The following is a 24,879-nucleotide window of genomic DNA, read 5'->3' as shown; positions in this document are numbered from 1 at the left end:
GACGGAGGTGGCCCGTCTGTCACTTCCGAGCAGGTGAGCGTGCTGCCGCACGGCAGACTGTCGGTGGGCCGTCCTTCGGGCGTCCGAGCGTTTCCCCAGCTCAGAGCCCGCTTCCACCGCAACAAATCAGGCGCGGACCTGCACTCCCGGGGCTGGTTCGTGTCAGGATGTTCCCCGTAAGCCGTCACGGCCGACGGCTGCCGCGCTTCGGACCCGAATCGTCGGTGGCCGGCGGCCAGCCATCAGCGGCCGCCACAAGCGGCCTCGTGGCAGGACACCGAGGAGAACGCGCATGCCGTCCCCCGAACAGTGGACGCACCCGGAGCCCGGCGAAGGACCGGCCGCACAGGCCGCCCAACCATCGCGGGAGCAGGTGATCGCCGGTTTGCGAAACACGGACGCGGGTGGCGCTGAGGTGACTCAGCTGCTCACCCCCGAAGGCGAGCGAATCGCTTCGCCGCAGTTCGACCGCTACATCTCCGACGTCGACCCGGAAGCGCTGCGCGGGCTCTACCGCGACATGGTGCTGGTCCGCCGGGCCGACCGGGAAGCCAACGCCATGCAGCGCCAGGGCCAGCTCGGCATCTGGGTCCCGCTGCTGGGCCAGGAGGCCGCGCAGGTCGGCTCCGGCCGCGCGCTCAAGCCGCAGGACATGGCCTTCCCGAGCTACCGGGAACACGGCGTGGCCTACACCCGCGGTGTCGACTTCAAGGAACTGCTGGGCATCTTCCGGTGCACCGACCACGGTGGCTGGGACTTCCAGGCCCACGGCTTCCACCCGTACACCATCGTGATCGGCAACCAGGTCCTCAACGCCGCCGGCTACGCGATGGGCCAGAAGTTCGAGGGCAAGGTCGGTGACGACGACGGCGAAGCGACCATCGTCTACTTCGGTGACGGCGCCACCTCGCAGGGCGACGTGCACGAGGGCTTCGTGTGGGCCGCGGTGTACGACGCGCCGCTGGTGTTCTTCTGCCAGAACAACCAGTGGGCGATCTCCGAGCCGACCGAGCGCCAGTCCCGGCTCCCGCTGTACCAGCGCGCCCGCGGCTACGGCTTCCCCGGCATCCGCGTCGACGGCAACGACGTGCTGGCCTGCCTCGCGGTGACCCGCTGGGCGCTCGAGGAGTGCCGCCACGGCAACGGCCCGGTGCTGATCGAGGCGTTCACCTACCGGATGGACGCGCACACCACCACCGACGATCCGACCCGCTACCGGCTCTCCGAGGAGCTGGAGGTGTGGAAGCACAAGGACCCGATCGAGCGCGTGCGGGTGCACCTGGCGCGCAACGGGTTCGCCGACCAGGAGTGGTTCGACCAGATCCAGTCCGAGGCCGACGCCTTCGCCGCGGACCTGCGCGAGTTCTGCTTCAACATGCCGGAACCGCCGCCGGAACGCGTGTTCGCGAACGTCTACGCCGAACCGTCGCCGGTGCTCGACGCCCAGCGCGACGAGTACCTGTCCTACCTGGCCGGTTTCGTGGAAGCGGGTGAGCGCTGATGGCCGCCCCCGTCAAGTCCCCTGTGGACGGTGCGGTGCCCGCCGTGCAGAAGCTGACCATCGGCAAGGCCCTCAACCTGGGCCTGCGCGCCGCGATGGAGGCCGACGACAAGGTCATCATCCTCGGTGAGGACGTCGGCAAGCTCGGCGGCGTCTTCCGCATCACCGACGGGCTGCAGAAGGACTTCGGCGAGCAGCGCGTGCTGGACACGCCGCTGGCCGAGTCCGGCATCATCGGCACCGCGGTCGGCCTGGCCGTGCGCGGGTTCCGGCCGGTGTGCGAGATCCAGTTCGAGGGGTTCATCTTCCCCGGGTTCGACCAGATCTCCTCGCAGCTGGCCAAGCTGCACTACCGGACCCAGGGCAAGATCAAGGTGCCGGTGGTCGTGCGCGTGCCCTTCGGCGGCGGGATCGGTGCCGTTGAGCACCACTCCGAATCGCCGGAGTCGCTGTTCGCGCACATCCCCGGGCTGAAGGTCGTGTCGTGCTCCAACCCGACCGACGCGTACTGGATGATCCAGCAGGCCATCGCGTGCGACGACCCGGTGCTGTTCTTCGAGCCGAAGCGGCTCTACCACAACGGGCAGCTGAAGTCCGAAGTGGACACGACGACGCCGGGCGGGCCGCTGTTCGCCTCGCGGGTCGTGCGCGAGGGCACCGACTGCACGCTGGTCGCCTACGGGCCGTCGGTCAAGGTGTGCCTGGACGCCGCTGCCGCGGCGGCCGAGGAAGGGCGGTCGCTGGAGGTCATCGACCTGCGCACGATCTCGCCGCTCGACCTCGCGCCGGTGTTCGAGTCGGTGCGCCGCACCGGACGGCTGGTCGCGGTCACCGAGGCGTCCTCGGAGTCGTCGATCACCTCGGAGATCGCCGCGCGCGTGCAGCAGGAGTGCTTCTACTCGCTGGAAGCGCCGGTGCTGCGGGCCACCGGGTTCGACACGCCGTACCCGCCGTCCAAGCTGGAGGAGCACTTCCTGCCGGACCTGGACCGCGTGCTGCACACCGTCGACCGCGCGATGGGCTGGTGAGGCGGGGTGCCCGAGTACAAGCAGTTCCTGCTCGCCGACACCGCCGAAGGCCTGACCGAAGCCGAGATCCTGAACTGGCGCGTCCAGCCGGGTGACGAGGTCCAGGTCAACCAGATCGTCGTCGAGGTGGAGACCGCGAAGGCCGCCGTCGAGCTGCCGATCCCGTGGGCCGGTGTGGTCACCGAGGTGCTGGCCGAGGCCGGGGACACCGTCGAGGTCGGGGCACCGCTGCTGACTGTCGACGTGGATCCCGGTGGATCGTCGGCGGCTCCGGCCCAGGCGGTGAACGGGTCGTCCGCGCCCGCTCCGGCCGCCCCGGCGGAGGAGGAGATGAAGCCGCTGGTCGGCTACGGCTCGAAGGCGACCGAGGCCCGGCGACGGCCGCGCAAGGCCGCCGCTCCGGTTCCGGCTCGTTCGGCCCCGGCTCAACCGGCTTCTGCTCCGGCTCAGGCTCCGGCCGCGCCCGCGGCGGCTCGCGGCGGGTACGTGCCGCTGGCGAAGCCGCCGGTGCGCAAGCTCGCCAAGGACCTCGGTGTCGACTTGTCGACGATCACCGGGTCCGCCGAGGGCGGGATCATCACGCGTGAGGACGTGGAGCGGGCGGCGCGCCCGGCCGCTCCCGCGCCAACGGCCGGTGAGCGCGAGCGGCGGGTGCCGATCCGGGGCGTCCGCAAGGCGACCGCGGCGGCGATGGTCGAGAGCGCCTTCACCGCGCCGCACGTCACGGAGTTCCTGACGATCGACGTGACGCCGATGATGGAGCTGCGTGAGCGGCTGAAGAAGCACCCGGACTTCGCCGGGGTGAAGCTCACGCCGCTGGCCTTCGCGGCCAAGGCCGTGTGCATGGCGGCGAAGCGGACGCCGGACGTGAACGCGTCGTGGGACGAGGCGGCCGGCGAGATCGTCTACAAGGACTACGTGCACCTGGGCATCGCCGCGGCGACGCCCCGCGGGCTCGTGGTGCCGAAGATCCGGGACGCGGACGCGATGTCGCTGCCGGAGCTGGCGCGGGCGCTGGACGAGCTGACCACGACCGCGCGCGAGGGCAAGACCCCGCCCGCGGACATGGTGAACGGCACGATCACGATCACCAACGTCGGCGTGTTCGGCGTCGACACCGGCACGCCGATCATCAACCCGGGCGAGGCCGCGATCCTGGCCTTCGGCGCGATCAAGGACGCGCCGTGGGTGGTGGACGGGCAGCTCGCGGTGCGGAAGGTGCTGCAGCTGGCGCTGAGCTTCGACCACCGGCTGGTCGACGGGCAGCAGGGCTCGAAGTTCCTGGCCGACGTCGGCGCGCTGCTGGCCGATCCGGCCATGGCGATCACGTACTGAGGGTCGGGGCCGCGTCGTTCGGGCGCGGCCCCGCTCTTTGACCGCTTGACGGAGTGAGCGCTCACTCCGCACACTGGTCGTCATGACCGAAGCTCCCAGACGCCGCGCGCCCGGCATGAGCGCGGAAGACCGTCGCCGCATGATCGTGCGGGCCGTGCTGCCGCTGGTCGTCGAACACGGCGCCGCCGTGACGACCGCGCAGATCGCGCGGGCCGCCGGGATCGGGGAGGGCACGATCTTCCGCGCCTTCACCGACAAGGACGAGCTGATCGACGCGTGTGTCGCCGAGGCGCTCAACCCGGACGGCGTGCTCCAGGCGATCGCCGAGATCCCGCTCGACCAGCCGCTGCCGGACCGGCTCACCGAAGCCGCCGAGGCGCTGTCGGCCCACCTGGAACGGATGGGCGCGCTGATGTCGGCGTTGCACTCCTCCGGCCACCTCAAGCGCGGTGGGCACCGGAAGGGCTCGCGAATGGAGTCCTTCACCGCGATGCGCGAGGCCGTCGCGGAACTGTTCACGCCCGAGGACCGGTTGCGCCTGCCCGCTGAGAAGCTGGCGGCGGTCTTCCTGTCGCTGCTGTTCTCGCGCCGCCGCGACGAGCAACAGGCCGTGCTGACCACGGCGGAGCTGATCGACGTGTTCCTGCACGGGGCGGTGAGCGCGTGATGCACGGGGGCGGGCCGTCGATCGGCCTGCGGCGGCAGATGCGGCGGGCCAGCAGCACGGTCGCGGAGAGCGGCCTGACCGGGCCGGTCGACATCCCGGACCCGGTGCGGGACGAGCCGACGGACCTGCGGTCCCGGCTGGCGCGGTTCCGGCAGTCGGCGAGCGGCACCGTGCGCGGGCTGCCGCGGGTGGTCCGGCTGGCCTGGCAGGCCAGCCCGGTGATCACCATCCTGATCGGACTGTCCACACTGATCAGCGGATTGCTGCCGACGACCACCGCGTACGTGGCGAAGCTGCTGCTGGACGCCGTCGCCGCGGCGGTGCAGGGCCACGGCTCGACGACCCGGATCGTCGAGCTGGCGGTGCTGGAGTTCGGTGTGTTCACCGCGACGGCGATCAGCACCGCGCTGACGAACGCGGCGCAGCAGCTGCTGCAGGAGCGGATGACACTGAGCATCCGGCACCGCGTGATGGACCACGCGAGCAAGCTGGACCTGCAGTTCTTCGAGGACTCGGAGTCCTACGACCAGCTGCGGCAGGCGTCGCAGGAGGCGCCGCAGCGTCCGGTGGCGATGCTGACCTCGGCGCTGGGGCTGGTGCGGACGTCGATCACGTTCGCGAGCATGGTGGTGCTGCTGGTGTCGGTGAGCCCGCTGCTGGCGGTCGTCGCGCTGGCCGCGCCGGTGCCGGCGTTCATCTCGCAGTCGAAGTACGGGTCGCGGGCGTTCCTGCTGGCGCTGTGGATGTCCCCGATCCGGCGGCGGATGGACTACCTGAACTCGCTGGTCACGACCGACACCTACGCCAAGGAGACCAAGCTGTTCGGGCTCGGGCCGTACCTGGTGGACCGGTTCCGGCGGCTGGGGCAGAACTACTACGCGCGCGAGCGGCGGCTGACCACGCGGCGGAACCTGGTGGGGACGGCGTGGAGCCTGCTGTCCACTTTGGCCGGTTCGGGGATCGCGTTGTACATCGCGCTGGAGGCGGTGGCCGGGCGGTTGTCGATCGGGGACCTGGCGCTGTACACGGCGGCCGCGGCGGCGGTGCAGACGTCGGTGCAGGGGTTGTTCAGCGGGTTCTCCGGGATGTACGAGAACAACCTGTACCTGGACACGCTGTACCAGTTCCTGGGGACCGCGCCGCGGATCACGGCGCCGACGCTGGCGCGGCCGGTGCCGGAGCCGGTGCGGGGGCACGTGTCGTTCGAGAACGTGTCGTTCAGCTACCCGGGGGCGGCGGAGAAGGCGCTGGACGGGGTGTCGTTCGAGATCCGGCCGGGTGAGACGGTGGCCGTGGTGGGGCGGAACGGGGCCGGGAAGTCGACGTTGATCAAGCTGCTGTGCCGGCTCTACGACCCGACGGAGGGCCGGATCCTGCTGGACGGGGTGGACCTGCGGGAGTTCGACCCGGACGAGTTGCGGGCGCGGATCTCGGCGGTGTTCCAGGACTACGTGACGTACCAGGGGACGGCGGCGGAGAACATCGGGCTGGGGCAGCTGAGCGGCTTGGCCGACCGGCCGCGGATCGAGGAGGGGGCGGAGCGCGCGGGGGTCGCCGGGCGGATTTCCCGGCTGCCGAGGGGTTTCGACAGCCCGCTGGGCCGGTGGTTCGACCAGGGGGTTTCGTTGTCCGGCGGCGAGTGGCAGAAGATCGCGCTGGCGCGGGCCTTCATGCGGGACGCGCCGCTGCTGATCCTGGACGAGCCGACGTCCGCGCTGGACGCCGCGGCGGAGCACGACCTGTTCACGAGGCTACGAGCACTGTCCGAAGGCCGGACGACGCTGTACATCTCGCACCGCTTCTCGACGGTGCGGCAGGCGGAGAAGATCCTGCTGCTCGACCGGGGCCGCCTGGCGGAGGAAGGAACGCACGATGAGCTGATGTCACAGGGCGGGGACTACGCGGCACTGTTCACCCTGCAGGCGGCGGCATACCTGGAGGAGGCGGCGTAGCACTCCGCACCGACTCGGTGACAGCGGGGCGAGCCGGACGCTATCGTGCTGCTCGAGCGAGGGAGGGCTCATGACCGACAACCCGACCGACGTGGCAACCCAGGTAGCAAACGTCTTCGGCGGCGAGCAGCAACTGACCACGATGGCCACCGACGCGAAGCGCATGCTGGCGGACGCGCAGGCGGGCAGGTGGGCGGTGGACGAGGAGACGGGCAGCCACCTGCGCCGCGCGGTGACGCAGATGCAGACCCGGTTGGGCGAGGTCGGCCAACGCGTGCATCTGCTGCAACGTGCCCCCAAGTTCGGCAACGACGAGTACGCACAGCGAGCCGCCGCACATTTCCTCAGTGCGATGGACTCTGACGATCAGTCACTGGTCCAGGTGTTCAACGCGGCGCGGGACACCCTGGAAACGCTTCGTCAAGCCATCGAAACCGCGATCAGCAAGTACGACGCCTCGGACGAGTCGGCTACCAAGGCGCTCAACACCCTCAGGAACCAGGAATCTCGGTGAACCGTCGATCTGCCCGGACCATCGCGGCCGTCGCTTGCACACTGGCGGCAGGAACCGCCTGCACCAGCACTGTCTCCGGCAGCGCGTTGCCCGCGCCCGGTCCGGCTCCCAGCTCGAGCTCGGGAAATTCGGGCGTGTTCGCCGGGCTCAACGCCTGCCAGCTCCTCGACCAGCTCAACGCCGGTCAAGGCTTCAACCCCGGCGAGAACAAGAGCCCCCGGAACCAATGCACAGCCTCGAAACCGGAATTCATCACCTACAGCCTCGCGCTCGATTCCACTCAAGGGCTCAGCGGATTCGCCGCGGACAACACCGGCGCGCGGGAAATTTCGATCAACGGCCGAGACGCCTTGCAAGCCGACATCCCCACCGGCGGTTGTGCGATTGCGGTCGGGGTCGGGGAGCACGCCCTCGCCCTGGTATTGGCGACCATGGCGCGGGCCAGTGAAGACGCTCAGGGCTGTCCGAACGCGCAGGCCTTCGCCGAGAGGGTTGAGCCTCTGCTGCCGAAGGGCTAGGCGGGCGGATCGGACACATCCGCCACCGCCGGGGGCTTGATCGCGCTATCTTCTCGGTGACGTCCACCGCGCGCAAGTTGACCGAGGAGCCCCGGGATGAGTTGGCAGGATGAGCTGCGCCGTTTGGACGCTGAGCTCGCCAACGGGACCATCACCCAGCACCAGCATCGCAAGATGCGCGACGAGCTGCTCGCCGCCGCGTCCGGGAACGTGGCTCCGGCGTCGGTGGCCTCGCCGCGGGGGCGGGTTGATGGGGCGCCCCAGTGGCAGAGTGCGAATCCGGCCGCTCCGGGGTTCACGCCGCAGCCGGGGCAGGCTCCGTGGCCGCCGCACGATCCGCACGGTGTGGTGCCGCCGCACTGGGGGCAGGGGCACCCGCCGCAGGGGCAGCAGGGGCAGATCACGCAGCCCGTAGGCGTGGACGGGCAGCCGCAGAACGGGCAGCCGCAGGGTGGACACAGCCCCGCTGACACCGGGCATGGCCAGGTTCCACCCGGTCCGGCCCAGGGTGGCCAGCCGCAGGCTGGGCAGAGTCCGGCTGATGCCGGGCTGGGCCAGGTACCGGCTGGCCAGGTGCAGCAGCCGGGTGCGGTCCAGGGCCAGCAGCCACAGCCGGGCCAGCCGGAGCAGCGGCAGCAGCCGCAGCCCGGTCAGTCGCAGCAGGGCCAGCAGCCGCAGCCAGGTCAGCCGCAGCCGGGTGAGGAGCCGGGTCAGCAGCCGCAGCTTGGTGCTCTTGCCACCGAAGAGGGGCCCACCCAGAGCATCTCGGCTCAGCTGCTCGCCACCGACAAGCCCACCAGCGCCCCCAGCCCGGCCGACGAGCGGGCCACCGACTCCATGCGCTTCCCCTCCATCGAGGACGCGCCCACCGTCATCACGAACCCCGTGCCGCCGCCCGCGCGGGCCCTGCCCAGCATGGCTCCGCCGCCTCCGCTGCACGCGCCCCGCCAGCAGCCCATGCCCTTCGACCCGGCGCCGCGGCTCCAGGCGCCTCCCAAGCGCAAGCCGACCTGGCTGTTCATCACCCTCGGCGTCGTCGTGGTCATCGCCATGGTCGCGGCCGGCGTGTGGTTCCTGCGCGACCAGAACACCACCGCCACGACCACCGCGTCGGCGAACTCCGCCGCCAGCTCACCGGAGGCCGTCGAGGCTCGGTTGCCGACCCTGCCGGGCACCCCGAGCTCCAACAACGGCACCCTGACCGTCGACCAGGGCATCGACCTCAAGCTGTACTCCCGCGAGGAAGGCCAGCTCTTCAAGGACAACGGCGCCGGCCAGGTCATCTTCCGCGGCTCCGCCCAGGGCCCGCAGGGCTACCTCGTCCTGGTCGTCCCCGCCGGCTCGCCCGCCGCAGCCGCCACCATCACCCGCGGCCTCTACGAGCACTCCCTCAGCGCCGGCCTGCAGACCGTCCCCTCCGGCTCGACCGACGCCAAGGCCGTCACCGGCAGCAACTCGGCCGGGCAGATGAGCGGCACGTGGTACACCTCGGGCAGCTACGCCGTCGCGATCTGGGTCTCCCAGGGCCTCGACGGCGACCCGGCCGCCCTGGCCGAACGCCTCGCCCAGACCAAGACCTCCCTGGCCACGGCCCTCCCGCCGAACTAGGGCACCTGGCCCGGCCGCAGCACGTCACCGCAGCGGCCGGTCACCGCCGCCGCGGCCGCGGGCTCCACCCGCGGCACGGTCACCCGCGCGTACGCGCGCAGGTTCACCAGGTCGTCCCCGTCGAGGGCGTCCAGCCGCACCCAGTCGCCGTTCTTGCCCGTCCGGTCCAGCACCACCGCCGCGTAGTCGACGGCCAGGCGCGCGTCCGACGTCAGCCCCGTCACGTCGCTCCACGGCACGTGCGTGTGGATGAACGTCGGCTTGACCTCGTCGAACAGGTGATCCCGCAGCCCCGCGAAATCGCCCGTCGACACCAGGTCGGCGATGCGCGCGTCGGCCAGCCCGACCGAATCCACCACCCGCAACCGGCTGGTCAGCGCGGTCCCGCCGATGTCCGGCAGCAGCACCGACCCCGCCCGCAGGCCGATCGTGTCCGCGTACCCGTTGAACAGCCGCCCGTACCGCTCCGCGATCTGGCACAGCGGCACCACCGGCCCGTTCGCGAACCCGCGACCCGAATCGGCCAGCGCGGGCGCGCTCGGCACCGCCGCCGCCACCAGCACGACCGCCAGCACCGTCCGCCACCGCACCGACAGCGCCCGCATCACCTCGACCGCCGACAGCGCCGCGACCAGCGCCGCCATCGTCCACAAGGGAGTCGCGAACCGGAACTCGCCGCCCGGCTCCGGGTTGAGCACGCAGTACGCGGCCAGCGCCAGCACCAGCGGCACCAGCCACGCCACGAGCGGCCGCCGCAGCGCCGGGACCAGCCAAAACGCCAGCGCCACGGTCGCCAGCCCGGCCAGCACCACGGGCCAGCCGAGGTACTCCACCGGCTCCACCACACGCCCGGCGTCCGACCACGACGGCGGCTGCTGGTTCTTCGCCACCGCCGTGTTCGGCACCCACCGCCCGAACTCCGCGTGCCGCCACAGCAAGTAGCCGCCGTACGGGACGGCGAACGCCAGCACCGAGATGAGAACCGGCACCAGCCGCTGCGCGAAGACCAGCGCCACCACCGGGTACACCACTACGAAGATCGCGCCGTCCGGCCTGGTCAGCGCCGCCAGCACGACCACCAGCCCGGCGCACAACCCGATCCGCACGTCGGGCACCCGCCCCTCCGCCACCGCCCGGAACAGCAGCGCCGCGAGCCACGCCACCGCCAGCGCGTACAGCGGGTTCTCCAGCCCGGACAGCGACCAGATCACGAACGACGGGATCGCGGCCAGCAACCCGCCGGCGAACAACGTCACCAGCCACGCCCATCGCGTGACGCGTTTCACCGCGAAGTGGCACGCCGCGAGCACGCCCGCGCAACACGCCAATCCGAGCGCCTTCGGGAACAGCACGTAGTCGGGCACCCCGAAGATCGCGCCCGTGTCGAACAGGCGCAACACCTTGCCCAGCATCAACAGGACGAGCCAGGCCGGGTTGGAAAACCCCTCGACCGGCTCCGCGCCGGGCTGGAGCACCGGCCCCGCGCCGTCGACCAGGTCACGCGCGTACGCGAACGTGATCGCCGCGTCGTCGTTGATCCAGTTCCCGTACGACCACCCGTGCAGCCCGATGAGCGCGGTACCCCCGGCGACCGCGGCCACGGCAGGCCAGCGTGCCGCCATTTCGCCCCCTCCTCGATCCACAGCCTCCCCGGACAAGGTCACGAAACGACCCTCACCGGCGATGAGCAGGGTAGGCGTGCACAATGTGCGTCGTCACCGTAGCGCTATCCGGCGGACGCGTTCCGCCTCGTCCAGAGCAGATTAGGGGGCTACCGGGTGTCCTGGCAGGAGGAGTTGCGCAAGCTGGACGAAGAGCTTGCCTCGGGACGTCTCTCCGCGGACGACTACCGCGTCCGCCGCGACCAGGTGCTCTCGTCCGCGGTGTCCTACAGCGAAAGCACGCCGCAACCGCCGCAGCCCCCGCAGCCGACGCCCCCGCAGCCGACGCCCCAGCAGGACAACTCCGCCGACTCGACGCAGGTGATCGCGCCGATCAGCCCGCCGCAGGGCACGCCACAGCCGCCCCAGCAGCAGAACTTCTCCGCCGAGCCGACGCAGGCCGTCTCGCCGAACTGGCAGGCCCGGCCGCCGGCCGACCCGGAGCGCACCCAGTACGTGGCCAACCCGCCCGCGCCGCAGTCGCCGCCCGCGGGCTTCCCCGCCTCCCCGCCGGGGGGTTTCCCGCACTCCGGTCCGCAGCCGGTGCAGCAGCCGTGGAACGCGCCCGAGTCCGACGTGAGCCCGCCGTGGGGCGGCTCCGACTTCCCGCCGATCAGCCCGGTCGCGCAGGGCCCGGAGGCGTTCGACGACAAGCCGTCCAAGGGCAAGGGCAAGGCCGTCTGGATCTCGGTCGCGGTCGTCGTGGTGCTGGTCGCCGCGGGTCTGACGATCTTCCTGACCACCTCCGGCGGTGACGACGACCAGGCCGGCCCGACGACCACGCAGGCGCCGCCCACGTCGAGCGTCGCGAGCAACTCGCCCAACCAGGCGCTGCTGGACAAGATCCCGCCGACCGAGGGCACCGCCGACGGCCAGAGCGGTCTGCTGCCGGTCACCAGGCTGGTCGACCTGGGCATCATGGACTCCGGTGAGGCGGCGCTGCTGAGCGGCCGCTCGGTGGAGGAGGTCGCCTGGCGCGGTTCGCAGCGCCAGCCGGACGCCAGCGGCCCCGGCAACGAGAAGATCTCGGTGACGGTCATCCCGCTGGACAGCTCGGCCACCGCGACCGCGCTCGCCGGCCAGCTGCGCCAGTACTACGTCCGCAACGGCCTGGTGCTGATCAACGACCAGCTGCCGAACATCCCGCCGCAGGTGGTGTTCCACAAGCTGGTCGCCTCGCCGATCGTGTACCGGGGCACCTGGGTGTCGGGCAACAACCTGATCCGCGTCAACGTGACCCAGGGCGACCTGGCCGACGAGGCCGCCCTGTCGGGCGCCTACCAGCGGACCGTCCGCTCGATGCTGCTGCCCTATCCGGCGGGTTGATCGTGAGCGACCTGGTCGCCGAGATCATCCGCCACGCCGCCGATCACACCGCGCTGTCCGACGAGCTGCACTTCGCGGCGCTGGCTCCGGCCGAGCGGGACCAGCTCGACCACGGCCGGGCGAACGTGTTGCGGGCGCTCCGGCTGCCGCCGGACGCGCACGTGCTGGAGGTGGGCGCGGGGCACGGCGCGGTGACGCGATACCTCGGTGAGCGGGTGGCGCGCGTCGACGCGGTCGAGCCGGACCACGCGGACGTCGTGCGGGCCCGGACCGCCGATCTGCCCGGGGTGCGGGTGCTCGACGCGGTTCCCGGCGACCAGTACGACCTGGTCGTCGCGGCCGGCGTCGAGCACGCGGACCGGGTCAAGCCCGGCGGCGTGCTGTGCCTGGCCGTGCCGAACCGGCTGGGCGTCAGCCGGCCTGGTGGGCAGTCGCGCCGCCACTGGGAGCGGCAGCTGACCGAGGCCGGGCTGACCGTCCACAAGGTCCTCGGCTGCCTGCCCGACCACCGGATCACGCGTGCCGTGATCACCGCCGAGCTGCTGGAGCACCACCCGCGGCTGGCGGTCGAGCTGGCCGGCCGGGACGAGCGCTGGGCCGAACTGGTCGAGGGCGGGCTCGGACTGGACACCGTGGACGGTCTGCTGTTCCTCGCCTCGGCCGGGGAACCCGCCGTGGACCTGTGGCCGGAAGACGTGCTCGCCACCTACTTCAACACCGACCGCGCGGCCCGCTGGTGCACCCGGGCGGACGTGGTCGGCGGCGAGATCCACCGCACTCCCCTGCTGCCGCAGGAACCCGGCCCGGTCGCCGTGCGCGAGTGGACGGACGTCGTGGTGGACGCCCCGGCCCTGCCCGAGGTGCTGATCGAGCAGCCGTGGCGCGCCGCGGAACTGCTGACCGCGTGGGCGGAGCTGGTGCGGGCGGACCCGTCGTGGGACCTGATCCCGGCCAACGTGCTGGTGACCGACCCGCCGCGGGCGATCGACCTGGAGTGGGTGCGCGCCGGGACCACCGCCGAGCAGGTGATCGACCGCGGCCTGCTGCTGCTCGCCGACGAGCTGGCCCGGGCGGGCTGGACCGGCGCCGCGCCCGGCACGACGGTGCGGGACCTGGCCGCGTGGCTCGGTGTCCTGCTCGACCGGCCGACCGCGTTCGTCGACGCCGCCGCCGAGCGCGGGGCGGAGTTCCAGGCGATCCGCCGCTGCGGCATCACCACGGGACCTGGTCTGGACCACGAACGGGACGCGATGCGCCTGGCCTGGCGCCGCCGTCTCGCCGAAGAAACCGGACGGCACCCCGCCGGACCGACCGAGCTGGACGCGCGGGTCGCCCACACGATGGCGCGCGTCGACCGGATCATCGCGCCCGGCGACTCGATGTTCCGCGGCAACACCGAGCACTACTTCGCGGTGGCGGGGCAGGCGTTGCGGGCGTGCCTGCACGGCCTGGAGGCCGCCGGGCGGCCGGCGCCGCGGCGGGTGCTCGACTTCGGCTGCGGCTACGGCCGGGTGCTGCGCACGTTCCGCGCCGCCTTCCCGGACGCCGAACTGATCGCCTCGGACATTGAAGCCGACGGCGTCGAGCACTGCGTGCGGTTCTTCGGCGCGATCGGGCTCCCCGCGTCGGTGCGCATCGAAGAGATCCCGCAGGTCAGCGACATCGACCTGATCTGGTCCGGCTCGGTGCTGACCCACCTGGACATCGCGGCGTGGGACGCGCTGCTCGGCTACTTCGAGCGCGCGCTCGCGCCGGGCGGGGTCGCGGTGGTGACCACGCACGGCCGCCGCGTCGCGTGGCGCATGGCCAACGGCGGCGAGTACGGCCTGACCGCGCGGGACCACGCCCGGGTGCTGGCGGACCACCGTGACCACGGGTTCGGCTACGCGGACTACCCCGGCCAGCCCGGGTACGGCATCTCGCTGAGCACGCCGGAGTGGGTGGCCGGGCACGTCCTCACCCCGCGCTTACGCCTGGCCGGGTATGTCGAGGCGGGCTGGGACGGTCACCAGGACGTGCTGATCCTGGTCAAGGACGCCGAAGAGACGTTGAAGGCGGGACGATGAACACAGCGGCCGGGTTGGTGCGGCCGGGACGGCCGGTGGGGCACCTGTTCGAGCTGCGCGGCTGGGTCACCGCGGGCGAGACCGTGACCGTCCACATCGGAGCGTCCGAGGCCGGGGTGCGGCGGCAGGACACCGGCACCGAGCCGCCGGGCACGACCGGCCTGCTGATCCGCACGCCGGATCCGGTGCCGACCGGGCGGCACGAGGTCGTGGTGCGCGCCGCGAACGGGGACGCGCTGACCAGCGCCGTCGTCGAGGTCGGCCGCTTCGGTGACGAGGAACCGCTGCGGCTGTACGAGATCGACACCCCGAAGCACGGCGACAACCCGCAGGGCGACGTGGTGTTCGTGCGCGGCTGGGTGCTGCTCGATTCGCGGGCGCCGTCGCTGGTCGAGGTCCTCGTCGACGGCGGCGAGCCGATCCGCGCGCGCACCCGCCTGCCGCGGCCGGACGTGGCCGACCACCTGCCGGACTTCCCGGACGCCGGGGTCAGCGGGTTCGAGGCGCGGGTGCCGATCGACCTGCCCGCCGGGGAGGACCGCGCGCTGTCGGTGCGGGTGCGCGTCCGCGGCGAGCTGTCCGGCGAGTGGACCTCCGAGGCGCGCGAGGTCGTGCTGTCCAACCCCGCCGCGGAGGATTCCGACGTCAAGCTGGCCGCCCACCTCGCGGAACGCACGCGCGCGGCGCTGACCCGCCCACGCGGCACCACCGATCCGCGGCACGTGCTGGTCTTCACGCACAGCCTCGCGGTCGGCGGCGGGCAGTTGTGGTTGCAGGAGCTGCTGGACCGGCTCGCGACCCGGCACGGCTGGCGCATCACGGTGATCACGCAACTGGACGGCGAGCTGCGCGCCGACTGCGAGGCGCACGGCATCGACGTGCACCTGACCTCGCCGTACCGGGTGCACGACGTCGCCTCCTACGAAGGGCACATCGCCGAGCTGGCCCAGTTCGCGCGGGGCACCGACGCCTCGGTCGCGCTGGTCAACACGCTGGGCGCGTTCCCCGGCGCGGACGCGGCGATCCGGTGCGGGCTGCCGACCGCGTGGGTGCTGCACGAAAGCTTCGACCTCAACGACTTCTCGTACCAGAACTGGGGTCCGGCCGGTCTGCTGCCGCCGGTGCGCGACCGGTGGGTGAGCACGCTGCGCGAGGCGGACCGGTTGCTGTTCGTCGCCGACGCCACGCGCGAGATGTTCCTGCCGTTCTCCAGCCCGGCGCGCTGCCGCACGATCCGCTACGGCACGCCGATGGTCACGTACGGCGGTCAGGTGTCCGAACGCGACCGTCGCGCCGCGCGGCGGAAACTCGGCATCCCCGAGGACACCACGCTGCTGCTCAACGTCGGCGTGCTGGAACCACGCAAGGGCCAGGGCCTGCTGATCAGCGCGATGGACCGGGTCCGGCGCGCGCACCCGGGGATCCGGTTGAGCATCGTCGGCCACCACCCGTCGCCGTACGAGCTGGCGCTGGCCGAGTTCACCGAGCGGGCCGGCCTGACCGACTGGGTCGACCTGGTGCCGATCCAGCGCGACCCGACGCCGTGGTTCGAGGCCGCGGACATGTTCGTGAACAGCTCCGACGTGGAGTCGCTGCCGCGCTCGATCCTGGAGGCCGTGTGCTGCGGCCTGCCGGTCGTGGCCAGCGACGTGTTCGGCGCGCGCGAGATGATCACCGACGGGCACAGCGGCTGGCTGTTCGAGCCCAACGACGCGGACGCGCTCACCGTCGCGCTGCTGCGCGCCCTGGACACCCCGGCGGACCGGCGGCGCGCGATCGCCGCGGCCGCCTACGAGAAGCTGCACGGCTGGCTGGACCCGGCGGGCTACGCCGCCGAGTACGCCGACGTGCTCACCGAGCTGGTGAAGGAGCGGGGATGACCGACGAGCTACCGGGTGCGGTGCGAGCCGAGCTGACCCGGCTGCGGGCCGAGCGGGTCGCGTTCACCGAGGAGCGCGAACGGTTGCGCACCGAGCTGCGCGAGTCCGAGCTGCAGATCCGCGAGCTGGCCCGGCACCGCGACGAGCTGGTGAAGCAGGTCGAGAAGCTCTCCGGCGTCACCGAACGCGCCGAGCAGGCCGACGCGCTGGCGCGGGACGTCCTGGTCGCCCGCGCCGAACGCGATTCGCTGCGCGCCGAGCTGGCCGAGACCCGCGCCGAGCGGGACCGGCTGCGGCTGCGGCTGCTCGACGCCGAGCTGCAGCTCTCCGGCGCGGCCCCGGCGGAGGCGCCGGTCGCCGAGAGCGGCCAGCCGGCCGCCGAGCAGCGGGCCGCCGAACTGGCGCGGGAACTGGACGCGACGCGGGCGACGGTGAGCTGGCGGGTCACCGCGCCGCTGCGGGCCGTGCGGCGGCGGACTTCATGACCGTCCAGCTCTGCTTCGTGTCCGCGACCGGCGGCTCCGGGTTCATGGCCGAGCTGCTGGAGGTCGTCGCCGACGCGGTGCGCCGCGCCGGGTTCCGCGCGACCACGGCGACCGGCCGCTACCCGGACGCGGACGCCGACACGGTCTACGTCGTGGTGCCGCACGAGTACTTCGTGGTGACGCCGGAGGCCGACCAGCCGACCGAGGAGCAGCGGCGCCGCACGATCGCGTTCTGCGTCGAGCACCCGGGCACGGCGACGTTCGAGCGCAGCGCGTCACTGGTGCCGACCCTGGCCGGTGCGGTGGACATCAACCACGACTCGACCGCCGAGCTGCGCCGTCGCGGCATCCCGGTCGAGCACTTCCAGCTGGGCTACTCGCCGCTGTGGGACGCGTGGGGCGGCGACCCGGACAGCGCCCGCGAGATCGACGTGACCTACCTCGGCACCGCCGAGCGGCGCCGGTCGATGCTGCTCGCCTCCTACGCTTCGGACCTGGCGGACCTGCGGGTCCGGCTGCTCACCCCGCCGCACGAGCCGATGGGCCCGCGCCGGGTCGACTTCCTGCCCGGCGAGGCGAAGTTCCAGCACCTGGCGAACTCGCGGTTCCTGCTCAACCTGCACCGCGAGCGGTCCCGCGCGCTGGAATGGGTGCGGGTGCTGGAGGCGCTGTGCAACGGCTGCGTGGTGCTGACCGAGCCGTCCACGGACCTCGCGCCGCTGGTGCCCGGCACGCACCTGGTCGTCACGCGGGCGGAGTCGCTGGGCGCGGCCGCCGCCGCGCTGGCCGCGGACCCGCAGCGGGAACGCGACCTGCGTCAGGCTGGGTACGAGTTCGTGCGCACCGCGCTGGACCCGCTGGCGTCCGCGAAGACGCTGGTCGAGCTGGCCGAGCGGGTGCTGACCGCCTCGCCCGGCGTGCCCGCGAGCGCGCCGCTCGCCGAGACCGGCGGCATCGACGAGCCGCGGCCGTTGGCGATCGACACCCCGTCGTGGGACGTGCGGTTCGCCGGCACCCGGTCGCTCGGCGCCCCCGCCGAGAACCCGCCCCTGGCCACCCGGATGGGGCAGCAGACCGCGGACGCGCGCCGCACGTCCGGGGTGGAATGGCTGCCCTCGGTGGTGCCGACGGTGTTCCCGGACGCCGATCGGACGGATGTCGACGTGCTGCTGGTCCGTCGTCCGGGTGAACCCGATCCGGACCCGCTGGTGCGCGACCTGCTCGCCGGCACCGTGCTCCCGCGGCGGATCCTGGTCGGCGAGGACGGTGTCGCGCCGCGGCCCGCTCCGCGCCCGGCCGACCTGTTGCGCCACGAGCTGCCGCTGGGCCGCGGCTACACGCGCAACCAGCTGCTGGAACGCTCGTCCGCGCCGTGGCTGCTGGTGCTCGACGGCGGGATGCGGGCCACGCGCCGGCTGCTGGAACGGCTGGTCGCCGCGTCCGACGGGGTGGACGTCGTGCACTGCCCGGTCGCCGACCCGATCGAGGGCCTGGTGGGCGCGCTGCCGCCGGAGGAGCGCCGGCTGGCCGAGCTGCCCTACCTCGGCAGCGGGTACCTGGTGCGGCGCGAGCTGCTCGACTCGTTCGGCGGCTGGACCGAGGATCCGCTGGCCGACGGGCTGGAGGACCACGTCTTCTGGCGGCGGCTGGCCACCCGCGGCGTGCCGACCGCGCTGGTCCAGCAGGTCCTGCTGAGCCGGCTGCGGCCCGATCCGGCGCCCCGCCCGGTGGACCTCGACCCGCACCGCGTCTGGTCGCTGACGCGCATCCTCGCAGGTGAACCCATCGGGTGAGATCCGCGTGTCACGCAACCTCCTCCCACTCTCGCGCGCCTGCTGAGCAGAGCATCGGGGGCGGGAAGGAGGCCCGGGATGTGGGTGCAGATCGGCCTCGTCGGCCTGCTCGGCGTGGTGTTCCTGGTGCGGCTGGTGGCGGTGCTGCGTCACCGTGAGCCGCGCGGGGTGACCAAGCCGGACTCGTAGGCGAGCACCACGAGCTGGGCGCGGTCACGCGCGCCGAGTTTCGTCAGGATGCGGCTGACGTGCGTGCGCGCGGTGGCCGGGGAAATCACCAGCTGCGCGGCGATCTCGTCGTTGGACAGGCCACCGGCGACCAGGGCCAGCACCTCGCGTTCGCGGTCGGTGACCTGGCGGACGGCGGCGGTGTCGATGCGCCGGTTCTCCGGGCGGCCGACGAACTCACTGATCAGGCGGCGGGTGACGGTCGGGGCGAGCAGCGCCTCGCCGGAGGCGACCACCCGCAGCGCGCGGAGCAGTTCGACCGGGTCGGTGTCCTTGAGCAGGAACCCGCTCGCGCCGGCGCGCAGCGCCTGGAAGACGTACTCGTCGACGTCGAAGGTGGTCAGGACCAGGACCTTCACCGCGGCGAGGTCGGGATCGCCGGTGATCTCGCGGGTCGCGGTGAGCCCGTCGACGCCGGGCATGCGGATGTCCATGACGACCACGTCCGGCCGGTGTTCCCGGGCGAGCGCAAGCGCTTGCGCACCGTCCGCGGCCTCGCCGCAGACCTCGAACCCGTCCTCGGTCTCCAGCAGCACGCGGAACCCGGCGCGCACCAGCGCCTGGTCGTCGGCGAGCACGACCCGGATCACGTCTCCTCCAGGGGTAGTTCCGCGCGGACCTCGAAGCCGCCGTCGACCACGCGGGCCTCGGCTCTGCCGCCGAGGGTGGCGGCGCGTTCCTGCATGCCCCGCAGGCCGTTGCCGATCGCGGGAGTCTCGGCGCCGCGGCCGTCGTCGCGCACCACGAGGGAGAACCGGCCGTCGTGGCGGGCGAAGCGGATGTCGACGGTGCGGGGCTGGTTGGCGTGCCGGACCACGTTGGTCAGCGACTCCTGCAGGATCCGGTAGGCCGCGCCGTCGACCGGGGCGGGCAGGTCGCCGGGCGAGCCGTGGACGCGGACGGTGAGGCCGGTCGCGCGGGTGTGGTCGAGCAGCTCGTCGAGTTGCCGCAGGCTGGGCGCGGGGCCGAGGCCCTGGCCAGACCGCAGGACGGTGACCGTGGCGCGCAGGTCGGCGAGCGCGGCGGCGCTGGCCTCCTTGATCGCCTGCAGCGCGGCGACGGCCTGGTCCGGCCGCCGGTCCGCGACGTGCACCGCGACGCCGGCCTGGACGTTGATCATGGCCAGGCTGTGCGCGACGACGTCGTGCACCTCGCGCGCGATGCGCAGCCGCTCCTGCTCGGCCAGCCGGGACTGCCGCTCGGCGGCCTCCTGCTCGGTCGCGCGCTTGGCCGCGACCCGGTTGCGCACGGCGGTCCCGATGCCGACGACGGCGACGAGCCACACGACGAACAACCCGGCGCGGGCGTCGAGCACGAGTTCGCCGCCGCGGGCGAGGTAGACGGGCAGCACGGCCGCCATGACGACCGCCCCGGCGACCCCCGCGACGAGCGGGCCCCGGACGCGGGTGAGCACGAAGAGCGCGATGGTCGGCACCACGACGGCGGGCCCGCCCGGGTGGCCCGTGCTGTAGTAGGCCCAGGTCAGCGCGGCGGTGACGAGGAAGACCGGCAACGGATACCGCCGCACCACGACCAGCGGCAGCGCGGCGCCGGTGAGCCACAGGTAGCCGGGCAGGTCGAGCGGATGCCCCTGGGACCGGCCGGCCACGGTGGTCGCCCCGAGGACGAACGCCAGCGGGACGAGGGTGAGCACCACGTCCACGAGGGCCGGCCACCGGCGCGGATCACGCACGCCCCCGAAGCTACGGCAGACGACAGCACAGCGCGTCCGTCGAAAAGCGGCTCTTGGATTACGACTCGGGCGGTACACGGCCGGTCAGGGCAGGCGCGGCAGCACCGCGCGCCACGCGTCCAGCTCGCGCCGCACCTCCTCGCGCCGCACCTCCTCGCTCCGCACCTCCTCGCTCCGCACGCGGTGGGCGATCGCCACGGCGGGTGCGACCACGTTGCGCGCCCGGCGCAGGCTGCGCATCTCGTCGAGGTCCTCGGCGCGCAACGACCACTCGACCGTCAGGACCGATCACCCCCGGCCTTTTCCCACACCGGCGGCCCCACCCGGACCTGGATCTGCCGGTTGCGGTCCCGGTGGTCGGCGATCGTGCCGTGGATCGGTTCGCCCACCGCGGGCCACTTCGAATGGTCGAACACGTCGTTGCCGCCCGGCCGGTAGCTGATGGCGTCGATCAACGCGGGCACGTTCCCGGGCAGGGACACGACCATGCCGAACGGCAGGTGTTGTTCGACCACGGCCTCCACCGCCGAGCCGATCGGGAAGCGTTCCTTCGCAGCCGCCCACTCCGCGTCGTTCATCATCGATGCCACTTTCTCGGGTACTGGTTGAGTTCTTCCACTCGAGACGCGGGGATCTCGACCTCGGTCAGCGGCCCACCCTGGTACGGCTGTTCGTACCGGGCGAACCGATCCGCGTACTCCGACGCCGGAATCCGGATCTCGATGACGCCTTCACCGTAGTGACCGGCATAGGTGTCGGCGAGTTCCCGGTCCCGGGCGAAGAAGGCGCCCGCCGCCCACGGCCCGGTCCCGCCGTAGTCGTCCGCGTTGTAGCCGTGGTCGTACTGCTGCTGCCCCAGACCTCGTTGCGGCGCCTTGTAGAGCGGTACGTACTCCTCGTCGGCGCCATCCGGTCCATCCGGGCCGCAGCCGTCCGCCGCGGTGAGCCCGAGCGGGTCCACCCAGCTGGTCGGGTTCGGCACGTACGCCTGCGGGTTGAACCCGCCCTCGAGCCCCAGCGGATCGTTGCTCGCGTACCGACCGGATTCCGGGTCGTAGTAGCGGTGGACGTTGTAGTGCAGACCGGTTTCGTCGTCGTGGTACTGACCGGCGAACCGCAGCGGTGTCGCGGCCCGGTTCCGCAGCCGGGACAACGCCGCGCCCCACAGCGTCCGGTGGCCTTGCCACGCGAGGCCGCCGTGCGGATCGACGAGCTCGGTCGGTGTTCCCACCAGGTCCGTGACGATCGAGTAGAAGGCGCGGTCGACCCACTGCCGCGCGCCGTCCGCGCCGAACTCCCGCTCGATCTGCGCGAGGGGCCGCCGCCCGCCCGGGTCGTGCTCCCACGAGATCGCGGTGGCATCGCTGTCGATCTGTTCGATGAGGACGGTGCCGTCCCAGAAGAAGTCGGTTCGTTCGACGACCGTGGTGCCGTCCGCGGCCAGCCGCAGTTTCGCGATCCGGCGGCCGAGCGCGTCGTAGAGGTAGCGCCACCGCGTGCCGTCCGGCGTGACCACGGCGACCAGCCGGTCGTCGGAATCCCAGGTGTAGTGCCACGTGTCGGGTTTCGCGGACAGGCGCTTCTTCTGCCGGAACGTCACCCGCCCCTGCCGGTCGTACCCGTACCGCACGCGACCGGCCGAGAGGACGAGCGAACCCTGGTACTCGCGTGGGCCCTGGTCCTCGGCGCCCGCCCAGCCGGCGGCCCGGATGTTGCCCGCGGGGTCGTAGGCGTAGCGCTCGCTGCCGGCAGTGCCGGTGACCTGCTCCACGCGGCCGTTCGCGTCGAGTTCGAACTGCCGCACACCCGCGATGTCGTCCTCGACCGCGCGGACGAACCCGTCCGGGCGGTAGTGGTACCGGCGCTGGTACAGGTTCCGCATCGCCCCCTGGGAGCGGTCCGTCACGCTCGCCACGGTCTGCGAGCTCAGGCGGTGTGCCGGAGTCCAGGTCTGCGCGAGCGTGGTCCCGCTGTCCAGCAGCCGCTCCACCTCACGACCGGCAGCGTCGAAACCGAACGAAAACGTCCGCCCACCCGTGCGGAGCGAGACCGGACGATGGGTCGTCCCGTAGTCCCAGAAACTCTCCACACCCGAGGGCGTCCGGCGGTAGGTCCGACGCCCGGCAGCGTCGTAGGCGAACACCGTGGAGCGGCCGTTGATCGTCTCCACGAGCACCCGGCCGGCCGGATCCCGTTCGAAACGGACGTCCGCGTGCTCGTTGCGGGCCCGGATCAACCGCCCCGCCGGGTCGTATTCGAACGTCGCGACGCCGTCGCGGGACCGCCGCTCGACGATGTTGCCCAACGCGTCCCGCACGAACAGCGTGGTCTCGCCCGCGCCGTTCGTGCGCGCCACGAGCTGGCCCGCCGCGTCCCGCTCGTACCGGATCGTGCGGCCGTTGTAGTCGGTCTCGGCGACGAGCCGCCCCGCCTGGTCGTACTCGTAGGTCCACTCCGCGCCCAGCGGGTTGCGGACCGCGCGGAGCCGCATTTCGCTGTCGTAGCGGAATTCGAACCGGGAACCGTCCGGCCCGGTCTGGGCGGCGAACCGGTCGAAGTGGGTCGTCTCGACACGCGTCACGTTGCCGTTCGCATCGATCCGATCGACCTCGTTGCCCTCGCCGTCGTAGGACCACCGCTCGGTGGCGCCGTCGGAATGCGTACGGGACAACAGCTTGCCCTCGACCGTCCAGCGGAGGTGCGTCTCGCCGCCCACCGGGTCCAGCACGACGGACACCCGCCCGAACTGGTCACGCTGGTATCGCGTGACACCGCCATCCGGCTCGGTGACCGCCGTGAGCAGTCCCGCGGCGTCGGTCGCCCGGCGCACCACGTTGCCGAAGTGGTCGGTGATCGTGGCCAGGTGCCCCGATTCGTCGTACCCGTACCTGGTGATGGCGCCCGTCGGGTCGACGACGACGGTGCGGTTGCCCGATTCGTCGTACTCGTAGCGCCAGACGGACCCGTCCGGATCGACGGCGGTCGCGGGCAGGCCCTGTTCGTTGTACTCGATGAGCGCCTGGGTGCCATCCGGACGGGTGACCGCGGCGAGGTTGCCGAGTTCGTCGTAGCGGTAACGCGTGGTCCGGCCCAGCGGGTCGGTGTGGGCGAGAAGCCGGTGGTAGCGGTCCCACTCGAACCGGGTCTCGTTGCCCAGCGGGTCGATCTCACGGATGAGCTGGTTGAACTCGTTGAAGTGGTACCGGCTGACCTCGCCCAGCGAGTTCGTCTCGGTCGTCACCCGGTTGTCGGTGTCGTAGTCGAGGGTGCCGGCGAGCGCGTCGCCGGAGCCCTCGGTCCGGACGCACCGCCCCCGGTGGTCGTAGGTGTAGGCGTACCACTCACCGTTGCGGTCGTCCCACCGCGTGATCCGCCCGGCGTGGTCGTAGGCGAACCGCAGCGGACGGCCGGACGAGTTGACGACCTCGGTGAGGTGGCCGTCGTCGTAGGCGTACCGCACGAGCGGAATCCCGTCCGTCCGCGGATCGTGCAGCCGGAGTTCGGCCACCCGCCCCTCGGACACCAGGACGTCGACCTGGTAACCACCGGAGTGCCGGACCGCGCGCAGCACACCCGAGGGATCGCGGTCGAACTCGATCCGGTCGGACCGGTCCTCGATGGCGCTCAGTTCGGCGGTGCCGGCGCGGGCGGGGGCGAACCGGAGAACCCGGCCCGTCTGCGACTGCCTGATCGTGTATCCACCGTCGGTGGTGCGCGACAACGGCCACCGCGCTCCGGCGGCCGCGTAGACCTCGCCGTCGGCCGGCGGTTCCGGGTACACGAGGATCACGCCGTCCGGCCCCGCGTAGCACACGCCGTGCTCGTCGAACTCCAGACGCTGGTCCAGTGTGGACGCCCAGGACGGGCCGAACAGACGCCCGGACCGATAGGACGAGACGTGGACGCGTTCCAGGACCAGCGGCAGTACGCCGGGGAGGTGCACGTCCTTCTGGACGAGGTACATCTCGCCCGTCGCCATGTCGATCGGCTCACGCCGGCCGCAACGACCGACCGGCTCCTGGGAACGCAGGTCGGGATCCGCGGCGTCCTGGCGGAGCGGAGTTCCCGAGCCGTCGCCGGGCCGGGTGGTGCCTGGGGTGCCGTCCGCGCCGTCGGGGCTGTTGGGAGCGTCCGGGCTGGTCGGGCTGTCCAGGTCCGGCGTGTCGACCTTCCCACCGCCGCCGGACGCGGCCGAAGGAGTGGTGCCATCACCGCCGCCGAGTTTGCGGCCGATCTTGCTCAGCTTCTGGATGATCTCATCCAGCTTGCCGATGACCCGGCTGATCCGCGGCGACACGTTCCCGACCGTCTTGACCAGCTTCCGGATGAAATCCGCAATCCGAGTCACCGCCGACGAAATCGCCGCCGTCGCCTGCGCCGCGATCAACGGCGTCGCAAACCCCAACGTGCACGCCGCCTCCAACGCCCACGTGATCAGCTTCCCCACCAGCTCGGCCACGATGTCGCGCACCATCTCGCGCACGAAACCCACCACCGTGCCCATGATCATCACACCGGTGGAGATCCCATCCGCCAACGCCGCCGCACCCGCCAGCGCCTCCGCCTGCTCCGCCCCCGACCGGCGATAGGTATCCGCCCCCTGACCGGCCCACCCCGCCGTACC

General features: G+C 72.3%; 20 protein-coding genes. 14 read left to right on the top strand and 6 right to left on the bottom strand.

The features are described from left to right. The first annotated feature begins 292 nt into the window (after positions 1–292). The 8 genes from pdhA to D0D28_RS36010 all read left to right on the top strand — a co-directional run bounded on the left by pdhA (position 293) and on the right by D0D28_RS36010 (position 9,123). Complete coding sequence (pdhA, locus tag D0D28_RS03915) at positions 293–1,501, top strand: pyruvate dehydrogenase (acetyl-transferring) E1 component subunit alpha (protein ID WP_116109762.1); 1,209 nt, start codon at positions 293–295, stop codon at positions 1,499–1,501. Further along, positions 1,501–2,529, top strand: a complete 1,029-nt coding sequence (locus tag D0D28_RS03910) for an alpha-ketoacid dehydrogenase subunit beta (RefSeq protein WP_094003460.1) — start codon at positions 1,501–1,503, stop codon at positions 2,527–2,529. The genes pdhA and D0D28_RS03910 overlap by 1 nt, the downstream gene beginning before the upstream one ends. Positions 2,530–2,535: 6 nt before the next feature. After that, positions 2,536–3,864 (top strand): dihydrolipoamide acetyltransferase family protein, encoded by a 1,329-nt coding sequence (locus D0D28_RS03905; protein WP_116109761.1) that lies wholly within the window; start codon positions 2,536–2,538, stop codon positions 3,862–3,864. Positions 3,865–3,979: 115 nt separating this feature from the next. After that, positions 3,980–4,531: a TetR/AcrR family transcriptional regulator gene (locus tag D0D28_RS03900; protein ID WP_094003458.1), complete on the top strand. Its 552-nt coding sequence runs from the start codon at positions 3,980–3,982 to the stop codon at positions 4,529–4,531. Next, positions 4,531–6,483, top strand: coding sequence for an ABC transporter ATP-binding protein (locus D0D28_RS03895; protein WP_116109760.1), 1,953 nt, complete (start codon positions 4,531–4,533; stop codon positions 6,481–6,483). Before D0D28_RS03900 ends, D0D28_RS03895 begins: the two co-directional genes overlap by 1 nt. 70 nt (positions 6,484–6,553) lie before the next feature. Beyond that, positions 6,554–6,997, top strand: coding sequence for a hypothetical protein (locus D0D28_RS03890; protein ID WP_116109759.1), 444 nt, complete (start codon positions 6,554–6,556; stop codon positions 6,995–6,997). Then, positions 6,994–7,515: a DUF3558 family protein gene (locus D0D28_RS03885; RefSeq protein WP_429727724.1), complete on the top strand. Its 522-nt coding sequence runs from the start codon at positions 6,994–6,996 to the stop codon at positions 7,513–7,515. Before D0D28_RS03890 ends, D0D28_RS03885 begins: the two co-directional genes overlap by 4 nt. 96 nt (positions 7,516–7,611) lie before the next feature. Then, entirely contained in the window at positions 7,612–9,123 is a 1,512-nt protein-coding gene (locus D0D28_RS36010; RefSeq protein ID WP_205413184.1) for a hypothetical protein, read from the top strand. Here the strand turns inward: D0D28_RS36010 and D0D28_RS03870 are convergent. Next, positions 9,120–10,745: a hypothetical protein gene (locus tag D0D28_RS03870; RefSeq protein ID WP_116109755.1), complete on the bottom strand. Its 1,626-nt coding sequence runs from the start codon at positions 10,743–10,745 to the stop codon at positions 9,120–9,122. The genes D0D28_RS36010 and D0D28_RS03870 overlap by 4 nt on opposite strands. Before the next feature lie 174 nt (positions 10,746–10,919). On the opposite strand from D0D28_RS03870, the gene D0D28_RS03865 reads away from it, so the two are divergent. Genes D0D28_RS03865 through D0D28_RS03845 form a run of 5 tightly spaced genes read left to right on the top strand, consistent with a single transcriptional unit; the run spans position 10,920 to position 18,334 of the window. Further along, the gene (locus D0D28_RS03865; RefSeq protein WP_116109840.1) at positions 10,920–12,110 is read left to right on the top strand and encodes a hypothetical protein; all 1,191 of its coding nucleotides are present in this window, start codon (positions 10,920–10,922) and stop codon (positions 12,108–12,110) included. A 2-nt stretch (positions 12,111–12,112) separates the two neighbouring features. Continuing rightward, on the top strand, positions 12,113–14,176 hold the full coding sequence (locus D0D28_RS03860) for a class I SAM-dependent methyltransferase (RefSeq protein WP_116109754.1): 2,064 nt from the start codon (positions 12,113–12,115) through the stop codon (positions 14,174–14,176). Then, positions 14,173–16,056, top strand: coding sequence for a glycosyltransferase family 4 protein (locus D0D28_RS03855; protein WP_116109753.1), 1,884 nt, complete (start codon positions 14,173–14,175; stop codon positions 16,054–16,056). Before D0D28_RS03860 ends, D0D28_RS03855 begins: the two co-directional genes overlap by 4 nt. Beyond that, positions 16,053–16,541, top strand: coding sequence for a hypothetical protein (locus tag D0D28_RS03850; protein ID WP_116109752.1), 489 nt, complete (start codon positions 16,053–16,055; stop codon positions 16,539–16,541). The genes D0D28_RS03855 and D0D28_RS03850 overlap by 4 nt, the downstream gene beginning before the upstream one ends. Further along, positions 16,538–18,334, top strand: a complete 1,797-nt coding sequence (locus tag D0D28_RS03845) for a glycosyltransferase family protein (RefSeq protein ID WP_116109751.1) — start codon at positions 16,538–16,540, stop codon at positions 18,332–18,334. The genes D0D28_RS03850 and D0D28_RS03845 overlap by 4 nt, the downstream gene beginning before the upstream one ends. A 149-nt stretch (positions 18,335–18,483) precedes the next feature. Here the strand turns inward: D0D28_RS03845 and D0D28_RS03840 are convergent, their stop codons facing one another. From D0D28_RS03840 to D0D28_RS03820, 5 genes are all read right to left on the bottom strand, one after another. Next, positions 18,484–19,152 (bottom strand): response regulator, encoded by a 669-nt coding sequence (locus tag D0D28_RS03840; protein ID WP_116109750.1) that lies wholly within the window; start codon positions 19,150–19,152, stop codon positions 18,484–18,486. After that, positions 19,149–20,225: a sensor histidine kinase gene (locus D0D28_RS03835; protein WP_116109749.1), complete on the bottom strand. Its 1,077-nt coding sequence runs from the start codon at positions 20,223–20,225 to the stop codon at positions 19,149–19,151. Before D0D28_RS03835 ends, D0D28_RS03840 begins: the two co-directional genes overlap by 4 nt. Positions 20,226–20,339: 114 nt before the next feature. Continuing rightward, positions 20,340–20,519, bottom strand: coding sequence for a hypothetical protein (locus tag D0D28_RS03830; RefSeq protein ID WP_116109748.1), 180 nt, complete (start codon positions 20,517–20,519; stop codon positions 20,340–20,342). Between the two features lie 14 nt (positions 20,520–20,533). After that, the gene (locus D0D28_RS03825) at positions 20,534–20,836 is read right to left on the bottom strand and encodes an RNA-binding protein (RefSeq protein ID WP_116109747.1); all 303 of its coding nucleotides are present in this window, start codon (positions 20,834–20,836) and stop codon (positions 20,534–20,536) included. Further along, positions 20,833–24,552 (bottom strand): RHS repeat-associated core domain-containing protein, encoded by a 3,720-nt coding sequence (locus D0D28_RS03820; RefSeq protein WP_240323085.1) that lies wholly within the window; start codon positions 24,550–24,552, stop codon positions 20,833–20,835. Before D0D28_RS03820 ends, D0D28_RS03825 begins: the two co-directional genes overlap by 4 nt. Between D0D28_RS03820 and D0D28_RS36515 the strand changes: the two genes are divergently transcribed. Further along, on the top strand, positions 24,527–24,844 hold the full coding sequence (locus tag D0D28_RS36515; protein ID WP_240323084.1) for a hypothetical protein: 318 nt from the start codon (positions 24,527–24,529) through the stop codon (positions 24,842–24,844). The two genes, D0D28_RS03820 and D0D28_RS36515, sit on opposite strands and share 26 nt — an antisense overlap. Positions 24,845–24,879 lie beyond the last annotated feature (35 nt).

Origin of the sequence: Amycolatopsis ruanii (assembly GCF_003385175.1) — a bacterium.
GTDB lineage: Bacteria > Actinomycetota > Actinomycetes > Mycobacteriales > Pseudonocardiaceae > Amycolatopsis_E > Amycolatopsis_E thermalba.
Note: the sequence above shows the minus strand (reverse complement) of the source record. Positions and strands in the feature narration are given on the sequence as shown.

Coding starts and splice junctions, on each gene's coding strand:
- D0D28_RS03870 (WP_116109755.1), bottom strand. CDS start 10,745: ATGGCGGCACGCTGGCCTGCCGTGGCCGCGGTCGCCGGGGGTACCGCG.
- D0D28_RS03825 (WP_116109747.1), bottom strand. CDS start 20,836: ATGATGAACGACGCGGAGTGGGCGGCTGCGAAGGAACGCTTCCCGATC.
- D0D28_RS03890 (WP_116109759.1), top strand. CDS start 6,554: ATGACCGACAACCCGACCGACGTGGCAACCCAGGTAGCAAACGTCTTC.
- D0D28_RS03845 (WP_116109751.1), top strand. CDS start 16,538: ATGACCGTCCAGCTCTGCTTCGTGTCCGCGACCGGCGGCTCCGGGTTC.
- D0D28_RS36515 (WP_240323084.1), top strand. CDS start 24,527: ATGACCCGGCTGATCCGCGGCGACACGTTCCCGACCGTCTTGACCAGC.
- D0D28_RS03900 (WP_094003458.1), top strand. CDS start 3,980: ATGAGCGCGGAAGACCGTCGCCGCATGATCGTGCGGGCCGTGCTGCCG.
- D0D28_RS03910 (WP_094003460.1), top strand. CDS start 1,501: ATGGCCGCCCCCGTCAAGTCCCCTGTGGACGGTGCGGTGCCCGCCGTG.
- D0D28_RS36010 (WP_205413184.1), top strand. CDS start 7,612: ATGAGTTGGCAGGATGAGCTGCGCCGTTTGGACGCTGAGCTCGCCAAC.
- D0D28_RS03855 (WP_116109753.1), top strand. CDS start 14,173: ATGAACACAGCGGCCGGGTTGGTGCGGCCGGGACGGCCGGTGGGGCAC.
- pdhA (WP_116109762.1), top strand. CDS start 293: ATGCCGTCCCCCGAACAGTGGACGCACCCGGAGCCCGGCGAAGGACCG.
- D0D28_RS03850 (WP_116109752.1), top strand. CDS start 16,053: ATGACCGACGAGCTACCGGGTGCGGTGCGAGCCGAGCTGACCCGGCTG.
- D0D28_RS03895 (WP_116109760.1), top strand. CDS start 4,531: ATGCACGGGGGCGGGCCGTCGATCGGCCTGCGGCGGCAGATGCGGCGG.